The organism is Pseudomonas sp. E6002, from assembly GCF_013385565.1.
In the GTDB taxonomy this organism is placed as follows: domain Bacteria; phylum Pseudomonadota; class Gammaproteobacteria; order Pseudomonadales; family Pseudomonadaceae; genus Aquipseudomonas.
In genome coordinates this window covers 13332-31576 of the sequence record NZ_JACAPT010000044.1, presented here as the reverse complement: position 1 = coordinate 31576, position 18245 = coordinate 13332, and the positions used below count along the sequence as shown (strand labels likewise).

17 protein-coding genes are annotated in these 18245 nt (G+C 61.1%); 8 read left to right on the top strand and 9 right to left on the bottom strand.

Annotated features, from left to right (window positions below):
• Positions 1 to 50 precede the first annotated feature (50 nt).
• Both HX815_RS28275 and HX815_RS28270 read right to left on the bottom strand, forming a co-directional pair.
• Entirely contained in the window at positions 51 to 266 is a 216-nt protein-coding gene (locus tag HX815_RS28275) for a TIGR02450 family Trp-rich protein (RefSeq protein WP_008432289.1), read from the bottom strand.
• Positions 263 to 1249: an NAD(P)/FAD-dependent oxidoreductase gene (locus HX815_RS28270; RefSeq protein WP_003208434.1), complete on the bottom strand. Its 987-nt coding sequence runs from the start codon at positions 1247 to 1249 to the stop codon at positions 263 to 265. Before HX815_RS28270 ends, HX815_RS28275 begins: the two co-directional genes overlap by 4 nt.
• A gap of 209 nt (positions 1250 to 1458) precedes the next feature.
• Between HX815_RS28270 and HX815_RS28265 the strand changes: the two genes are divergently transcribed.
• Together HX815_RS28265 and hemH are read left to right on the top strand one after the other, a co-directional pair.
• The gene (locus HX815_RS28265; RefSeq protein WP_177029273.1) at positions 1459 to 2358 is read left to right on the top strand and encodes a TIGR01777 family oxidoreductase; all 900 of its coding nucleotides are present in this window, start codon (positions 1459 to 1461) and stop codon (positions 2356 to 2358) included.
• A 14-nt stretch (positions 2359 to 2372) separates the two neighbouring features.
• On the top strand, positions 2373 to 3398 hold the full coding sequence (hemH, locus tag HX815_RS28260; protein ID WP_003208438.1) for a ferrochelatase: 1026 nt from the start codon (positions 2373 to 2375) through the stop codon (positions 3396 to 3398).
• A 344-nt stretch (positions 3399 to 3742) separates the two neighbouring features.
• Here the strand turns inward: hemH and HX815_RS28255 are convergent, their stop codons facing one another.
• The 3 genes from HX815_RS28255 to algW form a co-directional block, all read right to left on the bottom strand.
• Positions 3743 to 4462, bottom strand: coding sequence for a DUF4198 domain-containing protein (locus HX815_RS28255; RefSeq protein ID WP_177029272.1), 720 nt, complete (start codon positions 4460 to 4462; stop codon positions 3743 to 3745).
• A gap of 12 nt (positions 4463 to 4474) precedes the next feature.
• On the bottom strand, positions 4475 to 6586 hold the full coding sequence (locus HX815_RS28250; protein WP_177029271.1) for a TonB-dependent siderophore receptor: 2112 nt from the start codon (positions 6584 to 6586) through the stop codon (positions 4475 to 4477).
• A 108-nt stretch (positions 6587 to 6694) separates the two neighbouring features.
• Positions 6695 to 7849 (bottom strand): Do family serine endopeptidase AlgW, encoded by a 1155-nt coding sequence (gene algW, locus HX815_RS28245; protein ID WP_003208442.1) that lies wholly within the window; start codon positions 7847 to 7849, stop codon positions 6695 to 6697.
• A 103-nt stretch (positions 7850 to 7952) separates the two neighbouring features.
• Here algW and HX815_RS28240 point away from each other — a divergent pair, with 103 nt between their 5' ends.
• The 3 genes from HX815_RS28240 to cysN all read left to right on the top strand — a co-directional run bounded on the left by HX815_RS28240 (position 7953) and on the right by cysN (position 11793).
• Positions 7953 to 8711 carry a Nif3-like dinuclear metal center hexameric protein gene (locus HX815_RS28240; protein ID WP_003208444.1) on the top strand — a complete coding sequence of 253 codons (759 nt, stop codon included), beginning with the start codon at positions 7953 to 7955 and terminating at the stop codon, positions 8709 to 8711.
• Between the two features lie 256 nt (positions 8712 to 8967).
• Positions 8968 to 9885, top strand: coding sequence for a sulfate adenylyltransferase subunit CysD (cysD, locus tag HX815_RS28235; RefSeq protein ID WP_003208447.1), 918 nt, complete (start codon positions 8968 to 8970; stop codon positions 9883 to 9885).
• A gap of 9 nt (positions 9886 to 9894) precedes the next feature.
• Entirely contained in the window at positions 9895 to 11793 is a 1899-nt protein-coding gene (gene cysN, locus HX815_RS28230) for a sulfate adenylyltransferase subunit CysN (protein ID WP_008432291.1), read from the top strand.
• Positions 11794 to 11962: 169 nt separating this feature from the next.
• Here cysN and HX815_RS28225 read toward each other — a convergent pair whose 3' ends face one another.
• The 3 genes from HX815_RS28225 to HX815_RS28215 are packed head-to-tail and all read right to left on the bottom strand — an operon-like array spanning position 11963 to position 15361.
• Entirely contained in the window at positions 11963 to 12862 is a 900-nt protein-coding gene (locus tag HX815_RS28225) for an acyltransferase (protein WP_003208452.1), read from the bottom strand.
• Positions 12863 to 14962, bottom strand: coding sequence for a phosphate acetyltransferase (pta, locus tag HX815_RS28220; protein ID WP_003208454.1), 2100 nt, complete (start codon positions 14960 to 14962; stop codon positions 12863 to 12865).
• A gap of 60 nt (positions 14963 to 15022) precedes the next feature.
• Positions 15023 to 15361 carry a DUF3565 domain-containing protein gene (locus tag HX815_RS28215; RefSeq protein ID WP_003208456.1) on the bottom strand — a complete coding sequence of 113 codons (339 nt, stop codon included), beginning with the start codon at positions 15359 to 15361 and terminating at the stop codon, positions 15023 to 15025.
• On the opposite strand from HX815_RS28215, the gene HX815_RS28210 reads away from it, so the two are divergent.
• The 3 genes from HX815_RS28210 to HX815_RS28200 all read left to right on the top strand — a co-directional run bounded on the left by HX815_RS28210 (position 15330) and on the right by HX815_RS28200 (position 17768).
• A complete protein-coding gene (locus tag HX815_RS28210; protein WP_003208457.1) occupies positions 15330 to 15815 on the top strand; it encodes a peptidylprolyl isomerase in 486 nt (161 codons plus the stop codon). The genes HX815_RS28215 and HX815_RS28210 overlap by 32 nt on opposite strands.
• 135 nt (positions 15816 to 15950) lie before the next feature.
• A complete protein-coding gene (locus tag HX815_RS28205) occupies positions 15951 to 16433 on the top strand; it encodes a glutathione peroxidase (RefSeq protein WP_087693757.1) in 483 nt (160 codons plus the stop codon).
• Between the two features lie 231 nt (positions 16434 to 16664).
• Positions 16665 to 17768, top strand: coding sequence for an NADH:flavin oxidoreductase (locus HX815_RS28200; RefSeq protein WP_003208465.1), 1104 nt, complete (start codon positions 16665 to 16667; stop codon positions 17766 to 17768).
• 82 nt (positions 17769 to 17850) lie between these two features.
• Here HX815_RS28200 and HX815_RS28195 read toward each other — a convergent pair whose 3' ends face one another.
• A complete protein-coding gene (locus tag HX815_RS28195; protein WP_177029270.1) occupies positions 17851 to 18039 on the bottom strand; it encodes a hypothetical protein in 189 nt (62 codons plus the stop codon).
• Between the last annotated feature and the right edge of the window lie 206 nt (positions 18040 to 18245).

The following is an 18245-nucleotide window of genomic DNA, read 5'->3' as shown; positions in this document are numbered from 1 at the left end:
GGTTTGAAGCTGTACAAGTCAAATAATTTGTACAAGTATTTGCAGAATGGCTATTTCCAGCCGATTTTCCAGTCTTCGGCGTTTTGCAGGGTTTGCCAGGCCAGGCGCTGCACGCGATGGCTCATCACGGCTTCCAGCTCGATTTCCTGCACATCGCCTTCGTCATCACGCAGCAGTTTGGTCACCAGAAAATGTTTTTCCTTGTACTGCGGGCGGGCTGCTGTCCACTTCGACAGCAGCAACTTGGCGGGATTGATGCGGTTCATCGCAGGTGCTCGATCAACCGCCGCGCCGCCTCCTGGCCGCTGAGCCACGCACCTTCCACGCGGCCTGACAGGCACCAGTCGCCACATACATACAGGCCCAGGTCGGCGTCGGCCAGCACGCCAAATTCATGGCTGGTGGACGGCCGCGCGTACAGCCAGCGGTGGGCGAGGGTGAAGGAAGGCGCCGGCATGGCGCTGTGCAGCAGTTCGGCGAAGGCGCCGTGCAGGTGTTCGATCACGGCTTCCTTGGACAGGTCCAGGTGTTGCTTGCTCCAGGTGCTGGTGGCGTGCAAAACCCAGGTGTCGAGGGTGGTGTCGCGCCCCGGTTTGCTGCGGTTGCGCGCCAGCCAGTCCAGCGGGCTGTCCTGGACGAAGCAGCCTTCCATGGGCGTATCCAGCGGCTTGTCGAAGGCCAGGGCAATGGCCCAGGTCGGGTCCATCTTGACCCCGGCGGCGACACTCGCCAGCTTGGGCGCAGCGGCCAGCAAGGCAGTGGCCTGGGGCGCTGGGGTGGCGATGATCACGTGGCTGAACGGGCCGTGGCTTTCGCCGTCGGCGTCCAGCAGGTTCCAGTGATGTTTACCCTGGAACACCTCGGTGATGCGGCAACCGAACTGCACCGGCAAGTCATCGAGCAGGGCGCGGGTGATCGCGCTCATGCGCGGCGTGCCGACCCAGCGGATCTGTTCATCGGGGGAGGGCGTCAGTTGGCCGGACTTGAAGTTGTACAGCTGTGGCTTCCATTGCTCGGCGCAACCATTGGCCTGCCAGCGTTGCACCTCGTTGACGAAGCGCCGGTCGCGGGCGGTGAAGTACTGTGCGCCCATGTCCAGCGAGCCCGCATCGCTGCGCTTGCTGGACATGCGACCGCCACTGCCGCGGCTTTTATCGAAGAGTTGTACAACGTGCCCCGCGTCTTTCAACGCTCGGGCGGCGGAGAGACCGGCGATGCCGGTGCCAATGATCGCGATGGGAACAGTCATGGGAGGCCTCGTTTTACCGTTGGGTACAGACTACGCCGACACCAATAGCTGTACAATATTGTTTTTTGGTATAAGTTTTGGCGTACCTGATCGTTTGGCGTGACCTATGGTTAAACCTGAAGGTTTAACCAGCGTTGCGCCCGATTAAAACATCCCTGTTTATAAAATAGACTAACGGTGGTCGGCGAACGTTACACGAGGAACAACTCATGCACATTTTGCTGACCGGCGGTACCGGTTTGATCGGCCTTCAACTTTGCCAATACTGGCTTGCCCAGGGCCATCGCCTCACGGTCTGGAGCCGCCATCCCGAACAAGTGGCTAAATTGTGCGGCGCCCAGGTGAGTGGCGTCGCCCGCCTGCAAGACATAAACGAGGCGGTGGACGCGGTGGTCAATCTGGCCGGCGCGCCGATTGCCGACCGGCCCTGGACGCATAAACGCAAGGCGCTGTTGTGGAGCAGCCGTATCGGCCTCACCGAAACGCTGCTGGCCTGGCTTGAGGGCCTTGAACACAAACCGGCGGTGTTGATCTCCGGTTCCGCGGTGGGCTGGTACGGCGACGGCGGTGAGCGCGAGCTGACCGAAGACAGCGGCCCGGTGCAGGACGATTTCGGCAGCCAGTTATCCATTGCCTGGGAAGAAACCGCCCAGCGTGCCGAGGCATTGGGCATCCGCGTGGTGCTGGTGCGTACCGGGCTGGTGCTGGCGGCGGAGGGCGGCTTTTTGTCGCGGCTGTTGCTGCCGTTCAAACTGGCGCTGGGCGGGCCTATCGGCAATGGTCGGCAGTGGATGCCATGGGTCCATATAAAGGATCAAATCGCCCTGATTGATTTTCTTCTGCACAAGACCGATGCCAGCGGTCCTTATAATGCCTGCGCGCCACACCCGGTACGCAACCTGGAGTTCGCCAAGACCCTGGGCAAGGTGCTGCACCGCCCGGCGTTCATGCCCATGCCTGCGTTTGCCTTGCGCATCGGCCTGGGCGAGTTGTCCGGTTTGTTGCTGGGTGGCCAGCGGGCTTTGCCGCAGCGGCTGTTGGCGGCCGGTTTCACTTTCCAGTTCACTGAGTTGCATGCGGCCCTGGACGACTTGTCCAGCCGCCTCTAGAGATAGGATGTTGCATGACGGATCACGCGTTGTTACTGGTCAACCTGGGTTCACCGGCGTCCACTTCGGTGGCGGATGTGCGCAGCTACCTCAATCAGTTCCTGATGGACCCTTACGTCATTGACCTGCCATGGCCGGTTCGGCGTTTGCTGGTGTCGCTGATCCTGATCAAGCGCCCGGAGCAATCGGCCCATGCCTACGCCTCGATCTGGTGGGACGAAGGCTCGCCGCTGGTCGTTCTTAGCCGTCGCTTGCAACAACAGATGACTGCACAGTGGACCCAGGGGCCGGTGGAGTTGGCCATGCGCTATGGCGAGCCGTCGATTGAAAGCGTACTGACCCGGCTGGCGTCCCAAGGCATCAAGAAAGTGACCCTGGCGCCGTTGTACCCGCAGTTTGCCGACAGCACCGTGACCACGGTAATCGAAGAGGCCCGGCGCGTGGTGCGGCACAAAAAGCTGGCGATCGAGTTTTCGATTCTGCAGCCGTTCTACGATGAACCGGAGTACCTGGACGCCTTGGCCAACAGCGCCAGAGCCTATGTGGAAGAGGATTTCGATCACCTCCTGCTGAGCTTTCATGGGTTGCCCGAGCGCCACCTGAAAAAGCTCGACCCTACGGGGCAACACTGCTTCAAGGACGCCAACTGCTGCCAGAACGCCTCTCCCGAGGTGCTTGCCACGTGCTATCGCGCGCAGTGTTTCAGCGTTGCGCGGGATTTTGCCGAGCGCCTGGGCTTGCCGGATGGCAAATGGTCGGTGGCGTTCCAGTCGCGGCTGGGCCGGGCCAAGTGGATCGAACCGTACACCGAGGCACGCCTTGAAGCGTTGGCTCAACAGGGCGTGAAGAAGCTGCTGGTGATGTGCCCGGCGTTTGTTGCGGACTGCATCGAGACACTGGAGGAAATTGGTGATCGCGGCCTGGAGCAATTCCGCGAGGCGGGGGGCGAGGAGTTGGTGTTGGTGCCGTGCCTGAACGATGACCCGCAGTGGGCGGCGGCGCTCAATACCCTGTGTGAAAGAGCGCCGGTCGCGCTGTAATCAAGCCGAGTGAGGACTGAATGTGGGAGCGGGCTTGCTCGCGAAGACGGTGGGTCAGTTAATGAAGATGGCGACTGAAACACCGCTTTCGCGAGCAAGCCCGCTCCCACATTGACTGTGCCCACTCTGGATTTGCGGGGTTACTCGTGATGCGGCTCGCCCTGAAAGCTCAGGGAACTGGAAAGAGCGCCGGTTGCACTGTAATCAAGCCGAGTGAGGACTAAATGTGGGAGCGGGCTTGCTCGCGAAGACGGTGGGTCAGTTAATGAAGATAGCGACTGAAACACCGCTTTCGCGAGCAAGCCCGCTCCCACATTGACTGTGCCCACTTTGAATTTGCGGGGTTACTCGTGATGCGGCTCGCCCAGGAAAGTCAGGGAACTGAACAGTCCGCGAGTCGCGACATCAGCATTGTCTTTGAGCGGGATTTCCACCTGCGCCGCAATCACATTCAATCCTTCATTTCTCACCAGCACCCGGGCGCGACCGTCTTTATCGGTCTCGGTGCTCAGGGTGTTCGGTGCGTTGCGATAGTCTCCGATCAGCTTGACCCCAGCCGCCGGCTTGCCATCCAGCAGCACCCGTACCGGCAGTGATTTACCCGGGCCGACCGTCAGCGGATCAACTTCCGGCAAGATCAGCAGTTTGATCTGATCCAGCTTCGGCAACTTCGCCCCCGGCTGGTAGATCGCCAGGCTGTACTTGAAGGTCTGGGTCGACTCAATCGCCCCCGGCACCTTGCTGCGGCCCTCGTTGATCCACTTCTTGTCAGGCGTCTGTGACCACATCCCGTTATCCAGGGCGACCGCCAGTACAGCCGGCGATTTGAGCGGCTTCAGGCGCGCATGGTCGGGCAGACGTTCCACGGTCACCGGGATCATTTTGCCGCTGGCGTCATAAGCCCAGGCGCCGCTGATTTTCTGCGCCTTGAACGCGTTGTCTTCGGCGCCGTGGCCGTAGATCACTTCGATATTGCCGCGCCGTTGTTCGGTCCACAGTCCGTGGGCCGAGACTTGGGTGGCAAACAGCAGGCCGAGCACGGCCAGGGATTTGAAGGCTTGCATGGTGACGTCCTTTTACAGGTTGAGGGTCAGGCTGACGGTGAAGTTGCGCGGCTCGCCGGGATTGACCCAGTAATTGCTGTAGGAGCGCTCGTAGTACTTTTCATCGAACAGGTTGTTGAGGTTCAGGCCCACGGTGACGTTGTCGCTGGCCTTGTAATGGGCCAGTAAATCGACGGTGTGGTAGGCCGGTAATTCAAAGCGGCCCCCGGCTTCACCGGAGCGGTCGCCGACGTAGGTAAAGGCCGCGCCGAGGTCGGAGCCGCGCAGCAAGCCGTCCTGGAATTCATACACTCCGAGCAAGCTGGCGCTGCGTTTGGCTACGCCGAGAATCCGGCTGCCAGTGGGGATGGCTTTGTCGCCTTTGGTCACTTCGGCGTCGATGTAGGCAAAGGCGCCGATAACCCGTAAGGCGTCAGTCACCTGGCCGGTCAGTTGCAGGTCAAAACCCTGGCTGCGGGCCTTGCCCATGGCGCGCTGTGTGTCGGTAGCCGGGTCCAGGGCCAGGACATTTTCTTTCTCGATATGGAAGGCGGCGAGGGTGGTGCTCAGGCGGTCGTCGAACAGCTCGCTCTTGATCCCGATTTCATACCCCACGCCTTCTTCCGGCTTGAAGGATTTGCCGCCGGCGTCCAGGCCATTGTTGGGTTTGAACGAGGTGGAGGCGTTGGCGAACAGGCCCACTTCAGGCGTCAGTTGGTAGAGCAAGCCGGCGCGTTGGGTCAGGGCGTCGTGGGTCTGCCGGCTTTTGGCATGGTTGCGGCTGAAGTCGTCGGTGCGCTGCTCGAAGTGTTCGAACCGCGCGCCGATCATCCCGCGCAGGCGGTCGGTGAAGATGATCTGGTCCTGCAGGTTCAGCGCCTGGCTTTTCACCTGTTCGAAAAAGTCAGTGCCGGAGCGCTTGCCGTTCGGTTTGGGCTGGCCATAGACCGGGTCATAGATGTCGATGGCGTAATCGCCGCCGGCGATGGCGGTCACCCGTTCTTTCTTGCGGTAGTCCTCGTACTCGGTGCCGATCAGCAATTCGTGCTGCCAACTGCCGATGTCGAACCGGCCGCGCAGTTCGAGCTGGGTGATGCTGTCATGCCAACCGGTGGAGCGCTCGCGGTAGCGGCGGCTGAGGGTGTGGCCATCGGCATCCAGCGCGCGGTTTTCCGAGGCGTTGCCCCACAGGCTGCCTTGTTTGTAATGGCTGGCCAGGCGCAGTTGCCAGGCATCGTTGAGGTGATGCTCGAGGCTGGCTTGCAGGCGGTTGTTGTGGTTGCGGATATCGCCGTCGTCGGGCTCGCCGAGAAAGGTCGAGCGGGAGACGCCGCTCCAGCGGTTGTTGGGCGCGACGATGCCGCGGTCGAAAGTGGAGCGGTGACGCACGAATTCACTTTCCACCAGCAGGCGGGTGTCCGGGTCCAGTTGCCAACTGATGGAGGGCGCGACGAAGACCCGTTTGGCCTCAACGTGGTTGCGAAAGCTGTGGTTGTCTTCCACCGCCAGGTTGACCCGCGATAACACGTTGCCCTCGCTGTCCAGCGGCGTGTTCACGTCCAGCGCGGTGCGGTAGCGGTCCCAACTGCCGGCGCTGGTCTGCAGTGTGGTGAAGGCCTCGGGCTGCGGCTTTTTGCTGACGATATTCACCGTGCCGCCTGGGTCACCACGGCCATACAGGCTGGCGGCGGGGCCTTTGAGCACCTCGATGCGCTCGATATTCGCCGCGTCCGGCGTGCTCGGGTAACCGCGGTTGGCGCTGAAACCGTCCACGTAAAACTCTGACGTGGTGAAGCCGCGAACGCTGTATTCGTAGAGCGTCAGGCCGCCGAAGTTGTTCTGTTTGGACACGCCGCCGGCAAACTCAAGGGCACGCTCGACGTTGGTGCTGCCCAGGTCGTTGAGTACCGAAGCGGGAATCACGCTGATGGACTGTGGGATATCCCGCAAGGCGGTGTCGGTTTTTGTGGCGCTGGCGGAGCGGGTAGCGCGATAGCCCTTGACCGGGCCGGTGGCTGATTCGTACGCCTCGCTGGTGATGCGGGTGGCTTCCAGTTCAACGGGGGCGGTGTCTTCGGCGTAGGCCGGGTCCACCAGCAAACCCAGGGCGATTCCCGCCAGCGGGGCAAATCTTCGAGACGGCATGATAGAGCGTTCCAATAGCGATATTGAAACAATATAACATGACTAATGAGAATGAATTTCTTTCGAAATATTAGGTAACAGGAGCCCGCGAACGGGCTCCCGAAGCCGTTATTCCTCTTCTTTCACCGGTGCAGGCGGCGGACGCAGGCCGATTTCCGCCGACAGCTTGATTTCCTTGCCATTGCGCATCACCTGGATCGCCACCTTGTCGGTGGGTTTGATCCGCGCCACCTGGTTCATCGACTTGCGACCATCTCCGGCCGGCTCGCCGTCGATGCTGAGGATCACATCCCCCAGTTGCAGGCCGGCTTTCTGCGCCGGGCCGTCGCGGAAGATCCCGGCGACCACGATGCCAGGGCGCCCGGTCAGGCCAAACGACTCGGCCAGTTCCTTGGTCAGCGGCTGGACTTCAATCCCCAGCCAGCCACGAATCACCTGGCCATGCTCGATGATCGACTTCATCACTTCAGTGGCCAGCTTCACCGGAATCGCGAAACCGATGCCCTGGGAGCCGCCGGACTTGGAGAAGATCGCGGTGTTGATGCCGGTCAGGTTGCCGTTGGCATCCACCAGCGCGCCGCCGGAGTTGCCCGGGTTGATCGCCGCGTCGGTCTGGATGAAGTCTTCGTAGCTGTTGAGGCCCAACTGGTTACGCCCGGTGGCGCTGATGATGCCCATGGTCACGGTCTGGCCGACGCCGAACGGGTTGCCGATGGCCAGTGCCACGTCACCTACGCGCAGCCCTTCGGAGCGCCCGATGGTGATCGAGGGCAGGCCTTTCAAATCGATTTTCAGCACCGCGAGGTCGGTTTCCGGGTCGCTGCCGACCACGCGGGCCAGGGTTTCCCGGCCATCACGCAGGGCCACCACAATCTGGTCGGCGCCGGTGGTCACGTGGTTGTTGGTGAGGATGTAGCCTTCCGGGCTCATGATCACGCCGGAGCCGAGGCTGGATTCCATGCGCCGCTGCTTGGGCGAGTTGTCGCCGAAATAGCGACGAAACTGTGGGTCTTCAAACAGCGGGTGCGCCGGTTTGTTGATGACCTTGGTGGTGTACAGGTTGACCACGGCGGGGGCGGCGATCACCACTGCATCGGCGTAAGTCACCGGGCCTTGTACCACCGCGCTGGTTTGCGGTGCCTGTTGCAGGTTGACATCAAGGGTCGGCAGGCCGACCAGTTGTGGATAACGCTGAATAATCAGCATCGCGATCAGCACGCCAGCCAACAATGGCCATCCAAAAAAACGCAGTGCCTTGAGCATGAAGAAAAATCCTGACAGGTTGCAGGGGGCGGGAGAGCGCCCATAATGTCGCGCATTATACGAGGCCGTGAGCGCCTCTGAACGGGATATTTAGGAGTCTTTTATGGCCGTTGCCCTGAGCACCTTAGTCGAGGAAGCGGACCGCTACCTTAATAGTGCCAAAATCGCCGATTACTGCCCCAACGGCCTGCAGGTCGAGGGCCGACCGCAAGTGCTGCGCATCGTCAGCGGCGTGACCGCCAGCCAGGCATTGCTGGACGCGGCGGTCGAAGCCCAGGCCGACCTGGTGCTGGTGCACCACGGTTATTTCTGGAAAGGCGAAAGCCCGTGCATCACCGGCATGAAGCAGCGCCGCCTGAAAACCCTGCTCAAGCACGACATCAGCCTGCTGGCCTATCACTTGCCGCTGGACCTGCACCCTGAGGTCGGCAACAACGTGCAACTGGCCCGGCAACTGGACATCACCGTCGAAGGCCCGCTGGACCCGGACAACCTCAAGGTCGTCGGCCTGGTGGGCTCCCTGGCCGAGCCGGCGTCGCCCCGTGATTTTGCCCGCCGCGTGCAGGAAGCCATGGGCCGCGAGCCCCTGCTGATCGAAGGCAGCGAGATGATCCGCCGCGTGGGCTGGTGCACCGGTGGCGGCCAGGGCTATATCGACCAGGCGGTGCTCGCCGGGGTTGACCTGTACCTGAGCGGCGAAGCCTCGGAGCAGACCTTCCACAGCGCCCGGGAAAACGACATCAGCTTTATCGCGGCCGGGCACCACGCCACCGAGCGTTACGGCGTGCAAGCCTTGGGCGATTACCTCGCACGGCGCTTCGCCCTCGAACACCTCTTCATCGATTGCCCAAACCCGATCTAACGAACACCACCAATCAAATGTGGGAGCTGGCTTGCCTGCGATGCAGACAGCTCGGTCTGTCAGATACACCGAGGCGATACCATCGCAGGCAAGCCAGCTCCCACATTGACCGCGTTCTGCGGGCCAAACCCAGCGGTATATTGATATACCGTTTCGATCTAGCCAGCCCCCTCAATAGAATCAGGCGCTGTGCTAGCATGCCCCGCTCGAACACGGCCCGCTGGCCGTCCATAAGATCGTTTTTCCGTGAGTAACCATGGTCGACAAACTGACGCATCTGAAACAGCTGGAGGCGGAAAGCATCCACATCATCCGCGAGGTCGCCGCCGAGTTCGATAACCCGGTGATGCTCTACTCGATCGGTAAAGACTCCGCCGTGATGCTGCACCTGGCACGCAAGGCCTTTTTTCCGGGCAAGCTGCCGTTTCCGGTGATGCACGTCGACACCCGCTGGAAATTCCAGGAAATGTACAAGTTCCGCGACAAGATGGTCGAAGAGCTTGGTCTTGAGTTGATCACTCACGTCAACCCGGACGGGGTGGCGCAGGGCATCAACCCGTTCACCCACGGCAGCGCCAAGCACACCGACATCATGAAGACCGAGGGCCTGAAACAGGCGCTCGACAAGTATGGTTTCGACGCTGCATTCGGCGGTGCCCGTCGCGATGAAGAGAAATCCCGTGCCAAAGAGCGCGTGTACTCGTTCCGCGACAGCAAGCACCGCTGGGACCCGAAAAACCAGCGCCCGGAGCTGTGGAACGTCTACAACGGCAACGTCAACAAAGGCGAGTCGATCCGTGTGTTCCCGCTGTCCAACTGGACCGAGCTGGATATCTGGCAGTACATCTACCTGGAAGGCATCCCGATCGTCCCGCTGTACTTCGCCGCCGAACGCGAAGTGATCGAGAAGAACGGCACGTTGATCATGATCGACGACGACCGCATCCTCGAGCACCTGTCCGACGAAGACAAAGCCCGAATCGTCAAAAAGAAAGTACGTTTCCGTACCCTTGGCTGCTACCCGTTGACGGGCGCGGTGGAGTCCGAAGCCGAGACGCTGACGGACATCATTCAGGAAATGCTCCTGACGCGAACTTCCGAGCGCCAGGGCCGTGTCATCGACCACGATGGTGCAGGCTCGATGGAAGATAAAAAACGTCAAGGCTATTTCTAAGGGGCTGTCATGTCGCATCAATCTGATTTGATCAGCGAGGACATCCTCGCCTACCTGGGCCAGCACGAGCGCAAGGAAATGTTGCGCTTCCTGACCTGTGGCAACGTCGACGACGGCAAGAGCACCCTGATCGGGCGCCTGCTGCACGACTCCAAGATGATCTACGAGGATCACCTGGAAGCCATCACCCGCGATTCGAAAAAATCCGGCACCACCGGTGACGACATCGACCTGGCGTTGCTGGTCGACGGCCTGCAGGCCGAGCGTGAGCAGGGCATCACCATCGACGTTGCCTACCGCTACTTCTCCACCGCCAAGCGCAAATTCATCATCGCCGACACCCCCGGCCATGAGCAGTACACCCGCAACATGGCCACCGGTGCCTCCACCTGTGACCTGGCGATCATCCTGATCGACGCCCGCTACGGCGTGCAGACCCAGACCCGTCGCCACAGCTTCATCGCCTCGTTGCTGGGCATCAAGCACATCGTGGTGGCCGTCAACAAGATGGACATCAATGGCTTTGACCAAAGCGTATTCGAGTCGATCAAGGCTGATTACCTGAAGTTTGCCGACGGTATCGCGTTCAAGCCGAGCACCCTGGCCTTCGTGCCGATGTCGGCGCTCAAGGGCGACAACGTGGTGAACAAGAGCGAGCGTTCGCCCTGGTACACCGGCCAGTCGCTGATGGAGATCCTCGAGACCGTCGAGATCGCCAACGACCGCAACTACACCGACCTGCGTTTCCCGGTGCAGTACGTCAACCGTCCGAACCTGAACTTCCGTGGTTTTGCCGGCACCCTGGCCAGCGGCATCGTGCACAAGGGCGACGAAGTCGTGGTGCTGCCGTCGGGCAAGAGCAGCCGCGTCAAATCCATCGTCACCTTTGAAGGTGAACTGGAAAACGCAGGTCCCGGCCAGGCCGTGACCCTGACCATGGAAGACGAAATCGACATCTCCCGTGGCGACCTGCTGGTGCATGCCGACAACGTGCCGCAAGTGACCGATGCTTTCGACGCCATGCTGGTGTGGATGGCTGAAGAACCGATGCTGCCGGGCAAGAAATACGACATCAAGCGCGCCACCAGCTACGTGCCGGGTTCCATCACCAGCATTGTGCATCGCGTGGATGTGAACACCCTGGAAGAAGGCCCGGCGAGCGCCTTGCAGTTGAACGAGATTGGCCGGGTCAAGGTCAGCCTCGACACGGTCATCGCCCTGGACGGTTACGCGAGCAACCGCACCACCGGTTCGTTCATCGTCATCGACCGTTTGACCAACGGCACCGTGGCTGCGGGCATGATCATCGCGCCGCCGGTGACCCATGGCAGCGCGGCGCAGCACGGCAAACTGGCTCACGTGGCCACCGAAGAACGCGCCCAGCGCTTCGGCCAGCAACCGGCGACCGTGTTGTTCAGCGGCTTGTCGGGCGCCGGCAAAAGCACCCTGGCCTACGCGGTTGAACGCAAGCTGTTCGACATGGGCCGTGCGGTGTTTGTGCTGGACGGCCAGAACCTGCGCCACGACCTGAACAAGGGCTTGCCGCAGGACCGTGCCGGGCGTACCGAGAACTGGCGTCGTGCCGCGCACGTGGCGCGTCAGTTCAACGAGGCCGGCTTGCTGACGTTGGCGGCGTTTGTTGCCCCGGATGCTGAAGGGCGTGAACAGGCCAAGGCGCTGATCGGCGGTGATCGTTTGCTGACCGTGTACGTGCAGGCTTCGCCGCTGGTGTGTGCCGAGCGTGACCCGCAAGGTTTGTACGCGGCGGGCGGCGATAACATCCCGGGTGAGTCGTTCCCGTATGACGTACCGTTGAATGCGGACCTGGTGATCGACACCCAGGCGTTGTCGCTGGAAGACAGCGTCAAGCAAGTGCTGGAGCTGCTGCGCCAGCGCGGCGCGATCTAAGCGTCCCGCGCACAAAAAAGCCCGCCATGTTGGCGGGCTTTTTTTATGGGGCCTTGGAAACAACTCGGTCAAATGTGGGAGCGGGCTTGCTCGCGAAAGCAGAGTGTCAGCCGCCACATGTATAGGTTGGCATACCGCATTCGCGAGCAAGCCCGCTCCCACATTTTGATCAGTGACTGGCGGGATAATCTGTGTGCAATTTGGCGAGCAGCACATCCTTCTCTTCCCACAACCGGTTGATCCAGCCCTGGAACGCCAACCGATACTCCCCATCCTGCTCATAATTCTTGCCGATAAACTCGGCCGGAATCTGCACCTCTTCAAACTGCACGACAACGTCCTTCACATTCCCGCACAGCAAATCCCAATAACCGGGGCGCCCACCAGGATAGTGAATGGTCACGTTCACCAGCGACTTCAGCTGCTCACCCATGGCATCCAGCACAAAGGCAATGCCGCCGGCCTTGGGCTTGAGCAGGTAGCGAAACGGTGACTGTTGCTGTGCATGCTTGCCCGGGGTAAACCGCGTGCCTTCGGCAAAGTTGAAGATTCCCACCGGGTTGTGGCGAAACTTCGCGCAGGTCTTGCGGGTAGTTTCCAGGTCCTTGCCTTTCTTTTCCGGGTGCTTTTCCAGGTACGCCTTGGTGTAGCGCTTCATGAACGGGAAGCCCAGCGTCCACCACGCCAAGCCAATCACCGGGACCCAGATCAACTCTTGCTTGAGGAAGAACTTCAGCGGGCGAATGCGCCGGTTGAGCACGTATTGCAGCACCATGATATCGACCCAGCTCTGGTGGTTGCTGGTCACCAGATATGAGTGTTCATAGTCCAGGCCTTCCAGGCCTTTCAGGTGCCAGCGGGTGCGTCGCACCAGGTTCATCCAGGCCTTGTTGTTGCTGATCCAGGCCTCGTGGGTCTGGTTCATCAGCCATTCGCTGAAGCGCTTGGCAAACGGCAGCGCCTTGAACAGCGCCACGATAAACAGGAACGAGCACAGCAAAATCGTATTCAACGCCAGCAACAGCGAGGCGATCACCCCGCGCACGGCGGCAGGTAGAAAATCCAGCATTTAGACATCCATAGGTCGGTTGGCGGCTTGAATCGCGGTCAATGCGATCGTGTACACGATGTCGTCCACCTGCGCCCCGCGGGGCAGGTCGTTCACCGGTTTGCGCAGGCCTTGCAGCATCGGCCCCAGGCTCACGCAATCGGCACTGCGCTGCACGGCCTTGTGGGTGGTGTTGCCGGTGTTGAGATCCGGGAACACGAACACCGTGGCCTTGCCCGCCACCAGGCTGTTGGGCGCCAGTTGCCGGGCCACGCTTTCGTTGGCGGCGGCGTCGTACTGCAACGGGCCGTCGATCAGCAGCGAGCTTTGGGCTTCGTGGGCGAGCAGGGTAGCTTCGCGGACCTTCTCGACCTCCTCGCCCGTGGCCGAATCACCGCTGGAGTAACTGATCATCGCCACCCGTGGCGTGATACCGAATGCGGCGGCCGAGTCGGCGCTTTGCAGGGCGATTTCCGCCAGCTCCGCCGCGCTGGGGTGCGGGTTCATCACGCAGTCGCCGTATACCAGCACTTGCTCGGGGAACAGCATGAAAAACACCGACGAGACCAGGGTGCAGCCCGGCGCGGTCTTGATCAGTTGCAAGGCCGGGCGAATGGTATTGGCAGTGGAGTGGATGACGCCGGAGACCAGGCCGTCCACTTCATCCAGAGCGAGCATCATGGTGGCGATCACCACGGTGTCTTCCAGTTGCTGCTCGGCCATCGGCGCGTTGAGGCTTTTGGTTTTGCGCAGGGCCACCATCGGCTCCACGTAGCGCTGGCGAATCAGGTCGGGGTCGAGAATCTCCAGGCCTTCGGGCAGCTCGATGCCATGGGCGCGGGCCACCGCTTCCACGTCCGCTGGCTTGGCCAGCAGTACGCAACGGGCGATCCCGCGTGCCTGGCAGATGGCGGCGGCCTGCACGGTCAGCGGCTCGCTGCCTTCGGGCAACACGATGCGCTTGTTGGCCGCCTGGGCGCGCTGGATCAGTTGATAACGGAACACCGCCGGCGACAGGCGCATCTCCCGCGGCGTGCCGCAGCGTTGGTGCAGCCAGCGGGCGTCGAGGTGGCTGGCGACGAAGTCGGTGATGATCTCCGCACGTTCGCGGTCATCAATCGGGATTTCCTTGTTCAGGCTGTTGAGCTGGTTGGCCGTGTCATACGAGCCGGTGCTCACCGACAACACCGGCAGCCCGGCCTGGAACGCGCCACGGCACAGGTCCATGATCCGTGGGTCGGGTAGGGTGTCGCTGGTCAGCAACAGGCCCGCCAGCGGCACGCCGTTGATGGCGGCCAGGCTGACGGCGAGGATGATGTCGTCGCGGTCGCCGGGGGTCACTACCAGCACGCCGGGCTTGAGCAGCTCCACGGTGTTGCGCATGGTGCGCGCGCAGATGATGATCTTGGTCATGCGCCGGGTTTCATAATCGCCGGCGTTGAGGATCTGCGCGCCCATCAGGTCGGCCACGTCGCGGGTGCGCGGGGCGTTGAGTTCCGGCTGGTAGGGGATGCAGCCCAACAGGCGGAAATCGCCGCTGCGCAACAAAGGCGAATGCTCTTTGAGCCGCGCCGAGAAGGCTTCCATGCTTTCGTCGGTGCGCACCTTGTTGAGGATCACACCCAGCACTTTTGGATCTTTCGGGCCGCCGAACAGCTGGGCCTGCAATTCCACGCGGCCGGAGAGTTCGGTCAGCACTTCGTTTTCCGGAGCCGAGACCAGGATCACCTCGGCGTCCAGGCTCTTGGCCAGGTGCAGGTTGACCCGGGCCGCATAGCTGGCACTGCGGGTCGGCACCATGCCTTCGACGATCAGCACGTCCTTGCCCACGGCGGCTTGCTGGTAAAGGGTGATGATTTCTTCCAGCAGCTCGTCGAGCTGGCCGTCGCCGAGCATCCGTTCGACATGGGCCAGGCCCAGAGGCTGGGGCGGTTTCAGGCCGTGGGTGCGGGCCACCAGCTCGGTGGAGCGCTCGGGGCCGGTGTCGCCGGGGTGCGGCTGGGCAATCGGTTTGAAGAAGCCGACTTTCAGCCCGGCCCGTTCAAGGGTGCGCACCAGCCCAAGGCTGATGGAGGTCAGACCCACACCAAAATCGGTGGGCGCGATAAAAAAAGTCTGCATGCGAATTCTCTGGAGGTGCATGGCTTCGGTGGCGGCCTATGGCTGGCTGCCTACCGGGAATCAGGTGCCAAGGTTATCTTTATCTGAGCCTTGCGCACACCAGCCGCACGTAAAGGGCTTGTCTATTTTTTCAAGGCGTTGCGCCGGGTCCGTGACCCAGGCCCGGGATTGCCAGGGTGGCTGGTGGCGCAGGTGCTGGGTGTGGCCGCAGGAAAGCTCGACGACCCAGTGCCGGTCTTCGTCCTGGTGAAATCCGACGACCGTCGGGTCAGTTGTTCGACCCCGTCCGTCCGGGTTGTGTTCGCTTTCGGGCAAATCCTTGTTTAGACTTGTCCGTTCTTCATTCTTCTGCAAAAGGTCTCGCCCCATGCCGATCGCCGCCAATAAGGCTGTCTCCATTGACTATACCCTGACCAACGACGCTGGTGAGGTCATCGACAGTTCTGCCGGCGGCGCGCCGCTGGTCTACCTGCAAGGTGCAGGTAACATCATCCCGGGCCTGGAAAAGGCCCTGGAAGGCAAAGAGGTCGGTGACGAACTGACCGTTGCCGTAGAACCTGAAGATGCCTACGGCGAATACGCTGCCGAACTGGTCAGCACCCTGAGCCGCAGCATGTTCGAAGGTGTCGACGAGCTGGAAGTGGGCATGCAGTTCCACGCTTCCGCTCCGGACGGCCAGATGCAAATCGTCACCATCCGTGACCTGGACGGCGACGACGTGACCGTCGACGGCAACCACCCGCTGGCTGGCCAGCGCCTGAACTTCCAGGTGAAGATCGTCGCTATCCGTGACGCTTCCCAGGAAGAAGTGGCCCACGGCCACGTGCACGGCGAAGGTGGTCACCACCATTAATTGACTGAGCGACGCTCTGTCAGTTGGAAAAAGGCGCCTTCGGGCGCCTTTTTCATTTGGCGGCTATTCTTGCCGACTTGGCGGCTGTAATCTCGAATGGCCGTTACGAAGAACATGGGATATCTGGAGTTCGTCATGAGTGCTTTCCACGACCTTAAACTCAAAGCCCTGGATGGTCAGGAGCTGTCTCTGGCGCCCTTCAAGGGGCAAGTCGTGCTGGTGGTCAACGTCGCCTCCAAATGTGGGTTGACCCCACAGTACGCCGCGCTGGAAAACCTCTATCAGCAATACAAAGACCAGGGTTTCACCGTACTCGGGCTGCCGTGCAATCAATTTGCCGGGCAGGAACCGGGTACTGAAGAAGAAATCCAGGAATTCTGCAGCCTCAACTACGGCGTGACCTTTCCCCTGGGCAGCAAGCTTGAGGTGAATGGCCACGATCGCCACCAGCTGTATCGATTGCTGGCGGGCGAGGGCGCCGAATTTCCCGGGGACATCACCTGGAACTTCGAGAAGTTCCTGTTGGGCAAGGACGGCCGGGTGCTGGCGCGTTTCTCGCCGCGTACACCGCCGGATGACCCCTCCATTATTCAGGCGATCGAAAAAGCATTGAGCTGATACTTTCAGCATTGTCGAGTGAGTTTCTGTGGCAAGGGAGCTTCCTGTGGCAGGGAGTTTCCTATGGCAAGGGAGCTTGCTGTGGCGAGGGAGCTTGCTCCCGCTGGGCTGCGAAGCAGCCCCATGCCCTCCCGCTTTTACCCCTTAATCACCCCAATCAATAGTGCTATCCAACACGCTGCACACTCCATATTATCCACATCATAAATTCCTTTCCGATGGAGTGCTCCCATGCCTGTCCAAGCCTTGTTCAAACCGTTCCAACTCGGTGCACTGCAACTGCCGAGCCGCGTGGTCATGGCGCCGATGACCCGTTCCTTTTCTCCGGGTGGCGTGCCCAACTCCAAAGTGATCGAGTACTACCGCCGCCGCGCCGCCGCCGGTGTCGGCCTGATCATCACCGAAGGCACCGTGGTCGGCCACCCGGCTTCCAACGGCTACCCGAACGTCCCGCATTTCTATGGTGAAGCCGCCCTGGCCGGCTGGAAGAAAGTAGTCGACGCGGTACATGCCGAAGGCGGCAAGATCGTTCCGCAACTGTGGCATGTGGGCAGCGTTCGGCGCATCGGCACCGAGCCGGATGCCAGCGTCCCGGCTTACGGCCCCACCGAAAAACTCAAGGACGGCAATGTCGTCGTCCACGGCATGACCGTGCAAGACATCAAGGACGTGATCGCCGCGTTCGCCCAGGCTGCCAAGGATGCCCAGAGCATCGGCATGGACGGCGTTGAAATCCACGGCGCCCATGGCTACCTGGTGGACCAGTTCTTCTGGGAAGGCACCAACCAGCGCACCGACGAATACGGCGGCAGCCTGGCCAACCGTTCGCGTTTCGCCATCGAATTGATCCAGGCCGTCCGCGCCGCCGTGGGGCCGGACTTCCCGATCATCCTGCGTTTCTCCCAGTGGAAGCAGCAGGACTACACCGCGCGCCTGGTGCAAACCCCGGAAGCCTTGGGTGAATTCCTCAAGCCGCTGTCTGACGCTGGCGTGGATATTTTCCACTGCTCCACCCGCCGTTTCTGGGAACCGGAATTCGAAGGCTCCGAGCTGAACCTGGCCGGCTGGACCCGCAAGCTCACCGGCAAGCCGACCATCACCGTGGGCAGCGTCGGCCTGGATGGCGAGTTCCTGCAGTTCATGGTCAACACCGACAAAGTGGCGCAACCCGCCAGCCTGGAAAAACTGCTGGAGCGCCTGAACAACGACGAGTTCGACCTGGTCGCTGTGGGCCGTGCGCTGCTGGTGGATCCGGATTGGGCGCTGAAGGTTCGCGAAGGCCGTGAAGGCGACATCCTGCCTTTCAGTCGTGAGGCGTTGACGACCCTCGTTTGACGCGCACACGTTTAACTGCGTGGCTGCAAAAAATGCCTGGAACCAGTTTCCAGGCATTTTTGCCAAGTTGCCTTGAGTTGTATTAAAACTTCAGCTGGTTTTTTTCCTGCTCCTGCTCCTGCTCCTGCTGCTTCTGCTGCTGCTGCAATGCAAGGAGGCCTGCTTGTTGATCGTCAGGCCGCTTGCCGCGAATACCCCCGTTCTCTAAGCCCGAAGGCGCAGGAGGCAGACTGAACGACGAAGGCTGGATGCTGTTGAGTGGCATCGACATGGGAGAACTCCACATATTTTATCTAAGAGTATTTGGGCTTTATGGCTGGTTCTTCCTATGACCCTGAACAACCGCCACTGATGTTGTGGCGTTCACCTGCGCACTAGTTCCCAACTGCAACTCGCAACATTCCCCCTCACGCAGCACTGAGTTGGCTTGTCTACTGGTCATTCAAGGGTGTTCGCTTGGGCAGATCAAAAATATCT

Bases quoted from the DNA above. Each gene is read 5' to 3' on its own strand.
- cysD (WP_003208447.1), top strand. From the start codon at position 8,968: ATGGTCGACAAACTGACGCATCTGAAACAGCTGGAGGCGGAAAGCATC.
- HX815_RS28255 (WP_177029272.1), bottom strand. From the start codon at position 4,462: ATGCAAGCCTTCAAATCCCTGGCCGTGCTCGGCCTGCTGTTTGCCACC.
- algW (WP_003208442.1), bottom strand. From the start codon at position 7,849: ATGCTCAAGGCACTGCGTTTTTTTGGATGGCCATTGTTGGCTGGCGTG.
- HX815_RS28215 (WP_003208456.1), bottom strand. From the start codon at position 15,361: ATGGAGACAGCCTTATTGGCGGCGATCGGCATGGGGCGAGACCTTTTG.
- cysN (WP_008432291.1), top strand. From the start codon at position 9,895: ATGTCGCATCAATCTGATTTGATCAGCGAGGACATCCTCGCCTACCTG.
- HX815_RS28270 (WP_003208434.1), bottom strand. From the start codon at position 1,249: ATGACTGTTCCCATCGCGATCATTGGCACCGGCATCGCCGGTCTCTCC.
- pta (WP_003208454.1), bottom strand. From the start codon at position 14,962: ATGCAGACTTTTTTTATCGCGCCCACCGATTTTGGTGTGGGTCTGACC.
- HX815_RS28240 (WP_003208444.1), top strand. From the start codon at position 7,953: ATGGCCGTTGCCCTGAGCACCTTAGTCGAGGAAGCGGACCGCTACCTT.
- HX815_RS28265 (WP_177029273.1), top strand. From the start codon at position 1,459: ATGCACATTTTGCTGACCGGCGGTACCGGTTTGATCGGCCTTCAACTT.
- HX815_RS28225 (WP_003208452.1), bottom strand. From the start codon at position 12,862: ATGCTGGATTTTCTACCTGCCGCCGTGCGCGGGGTGATCGCCTCGCTG.
- HX815_RS28275 (WP_008432289.1), bottom strand. From the start codon at position 266: ATGAACCGCATCAATCCCGCCAAGTTGCTGCTGTCGAAGTGGACAGCA.
- HX815_RS28195 (WP_177029270.1), bottom strand. From the start codon at position 18,039: ATGTCGATGCCACTCAACAGCATCCAGCCTTCGTCGTTCAGTCTGCCT.
- HX815_RS28210 (WP_003208457.1), top strand. From the start codon at position 15,330: ATGCCGATCGCCGCCAATAAGGCTGTCTCCATTGACTATACCCTGACC.
- hemH (WP_003208438.1), top strand. From the start codon at position 2,373: ATGACGGATCACGCGTTGTTACTGGTCAACCTGGGTTCACCGGCGTCC.
- HX815_RS28250 (WP_177029271.1), bottom strand. From the start codon at position 6,586: ATGCCGTCTCGAAGATTTGCCCCGCTGGCGGGAATCGCCCTGGGTTTG.
- HX815_RS28205 (WP_087693757.1), top strand. From the start codon at position 15,951: ATGAGTGCTTTCCACGACCTTAAACTCAAAGCCCTGGATGGTCAGGAG.
- HX815_RS28200 (WP_003208465.1), top strand. From the start codon at position 16,665: ATGCCTGTCCAAGCCTTGTTCAAACCGTTCCAACTCGGTGCACTGCAA.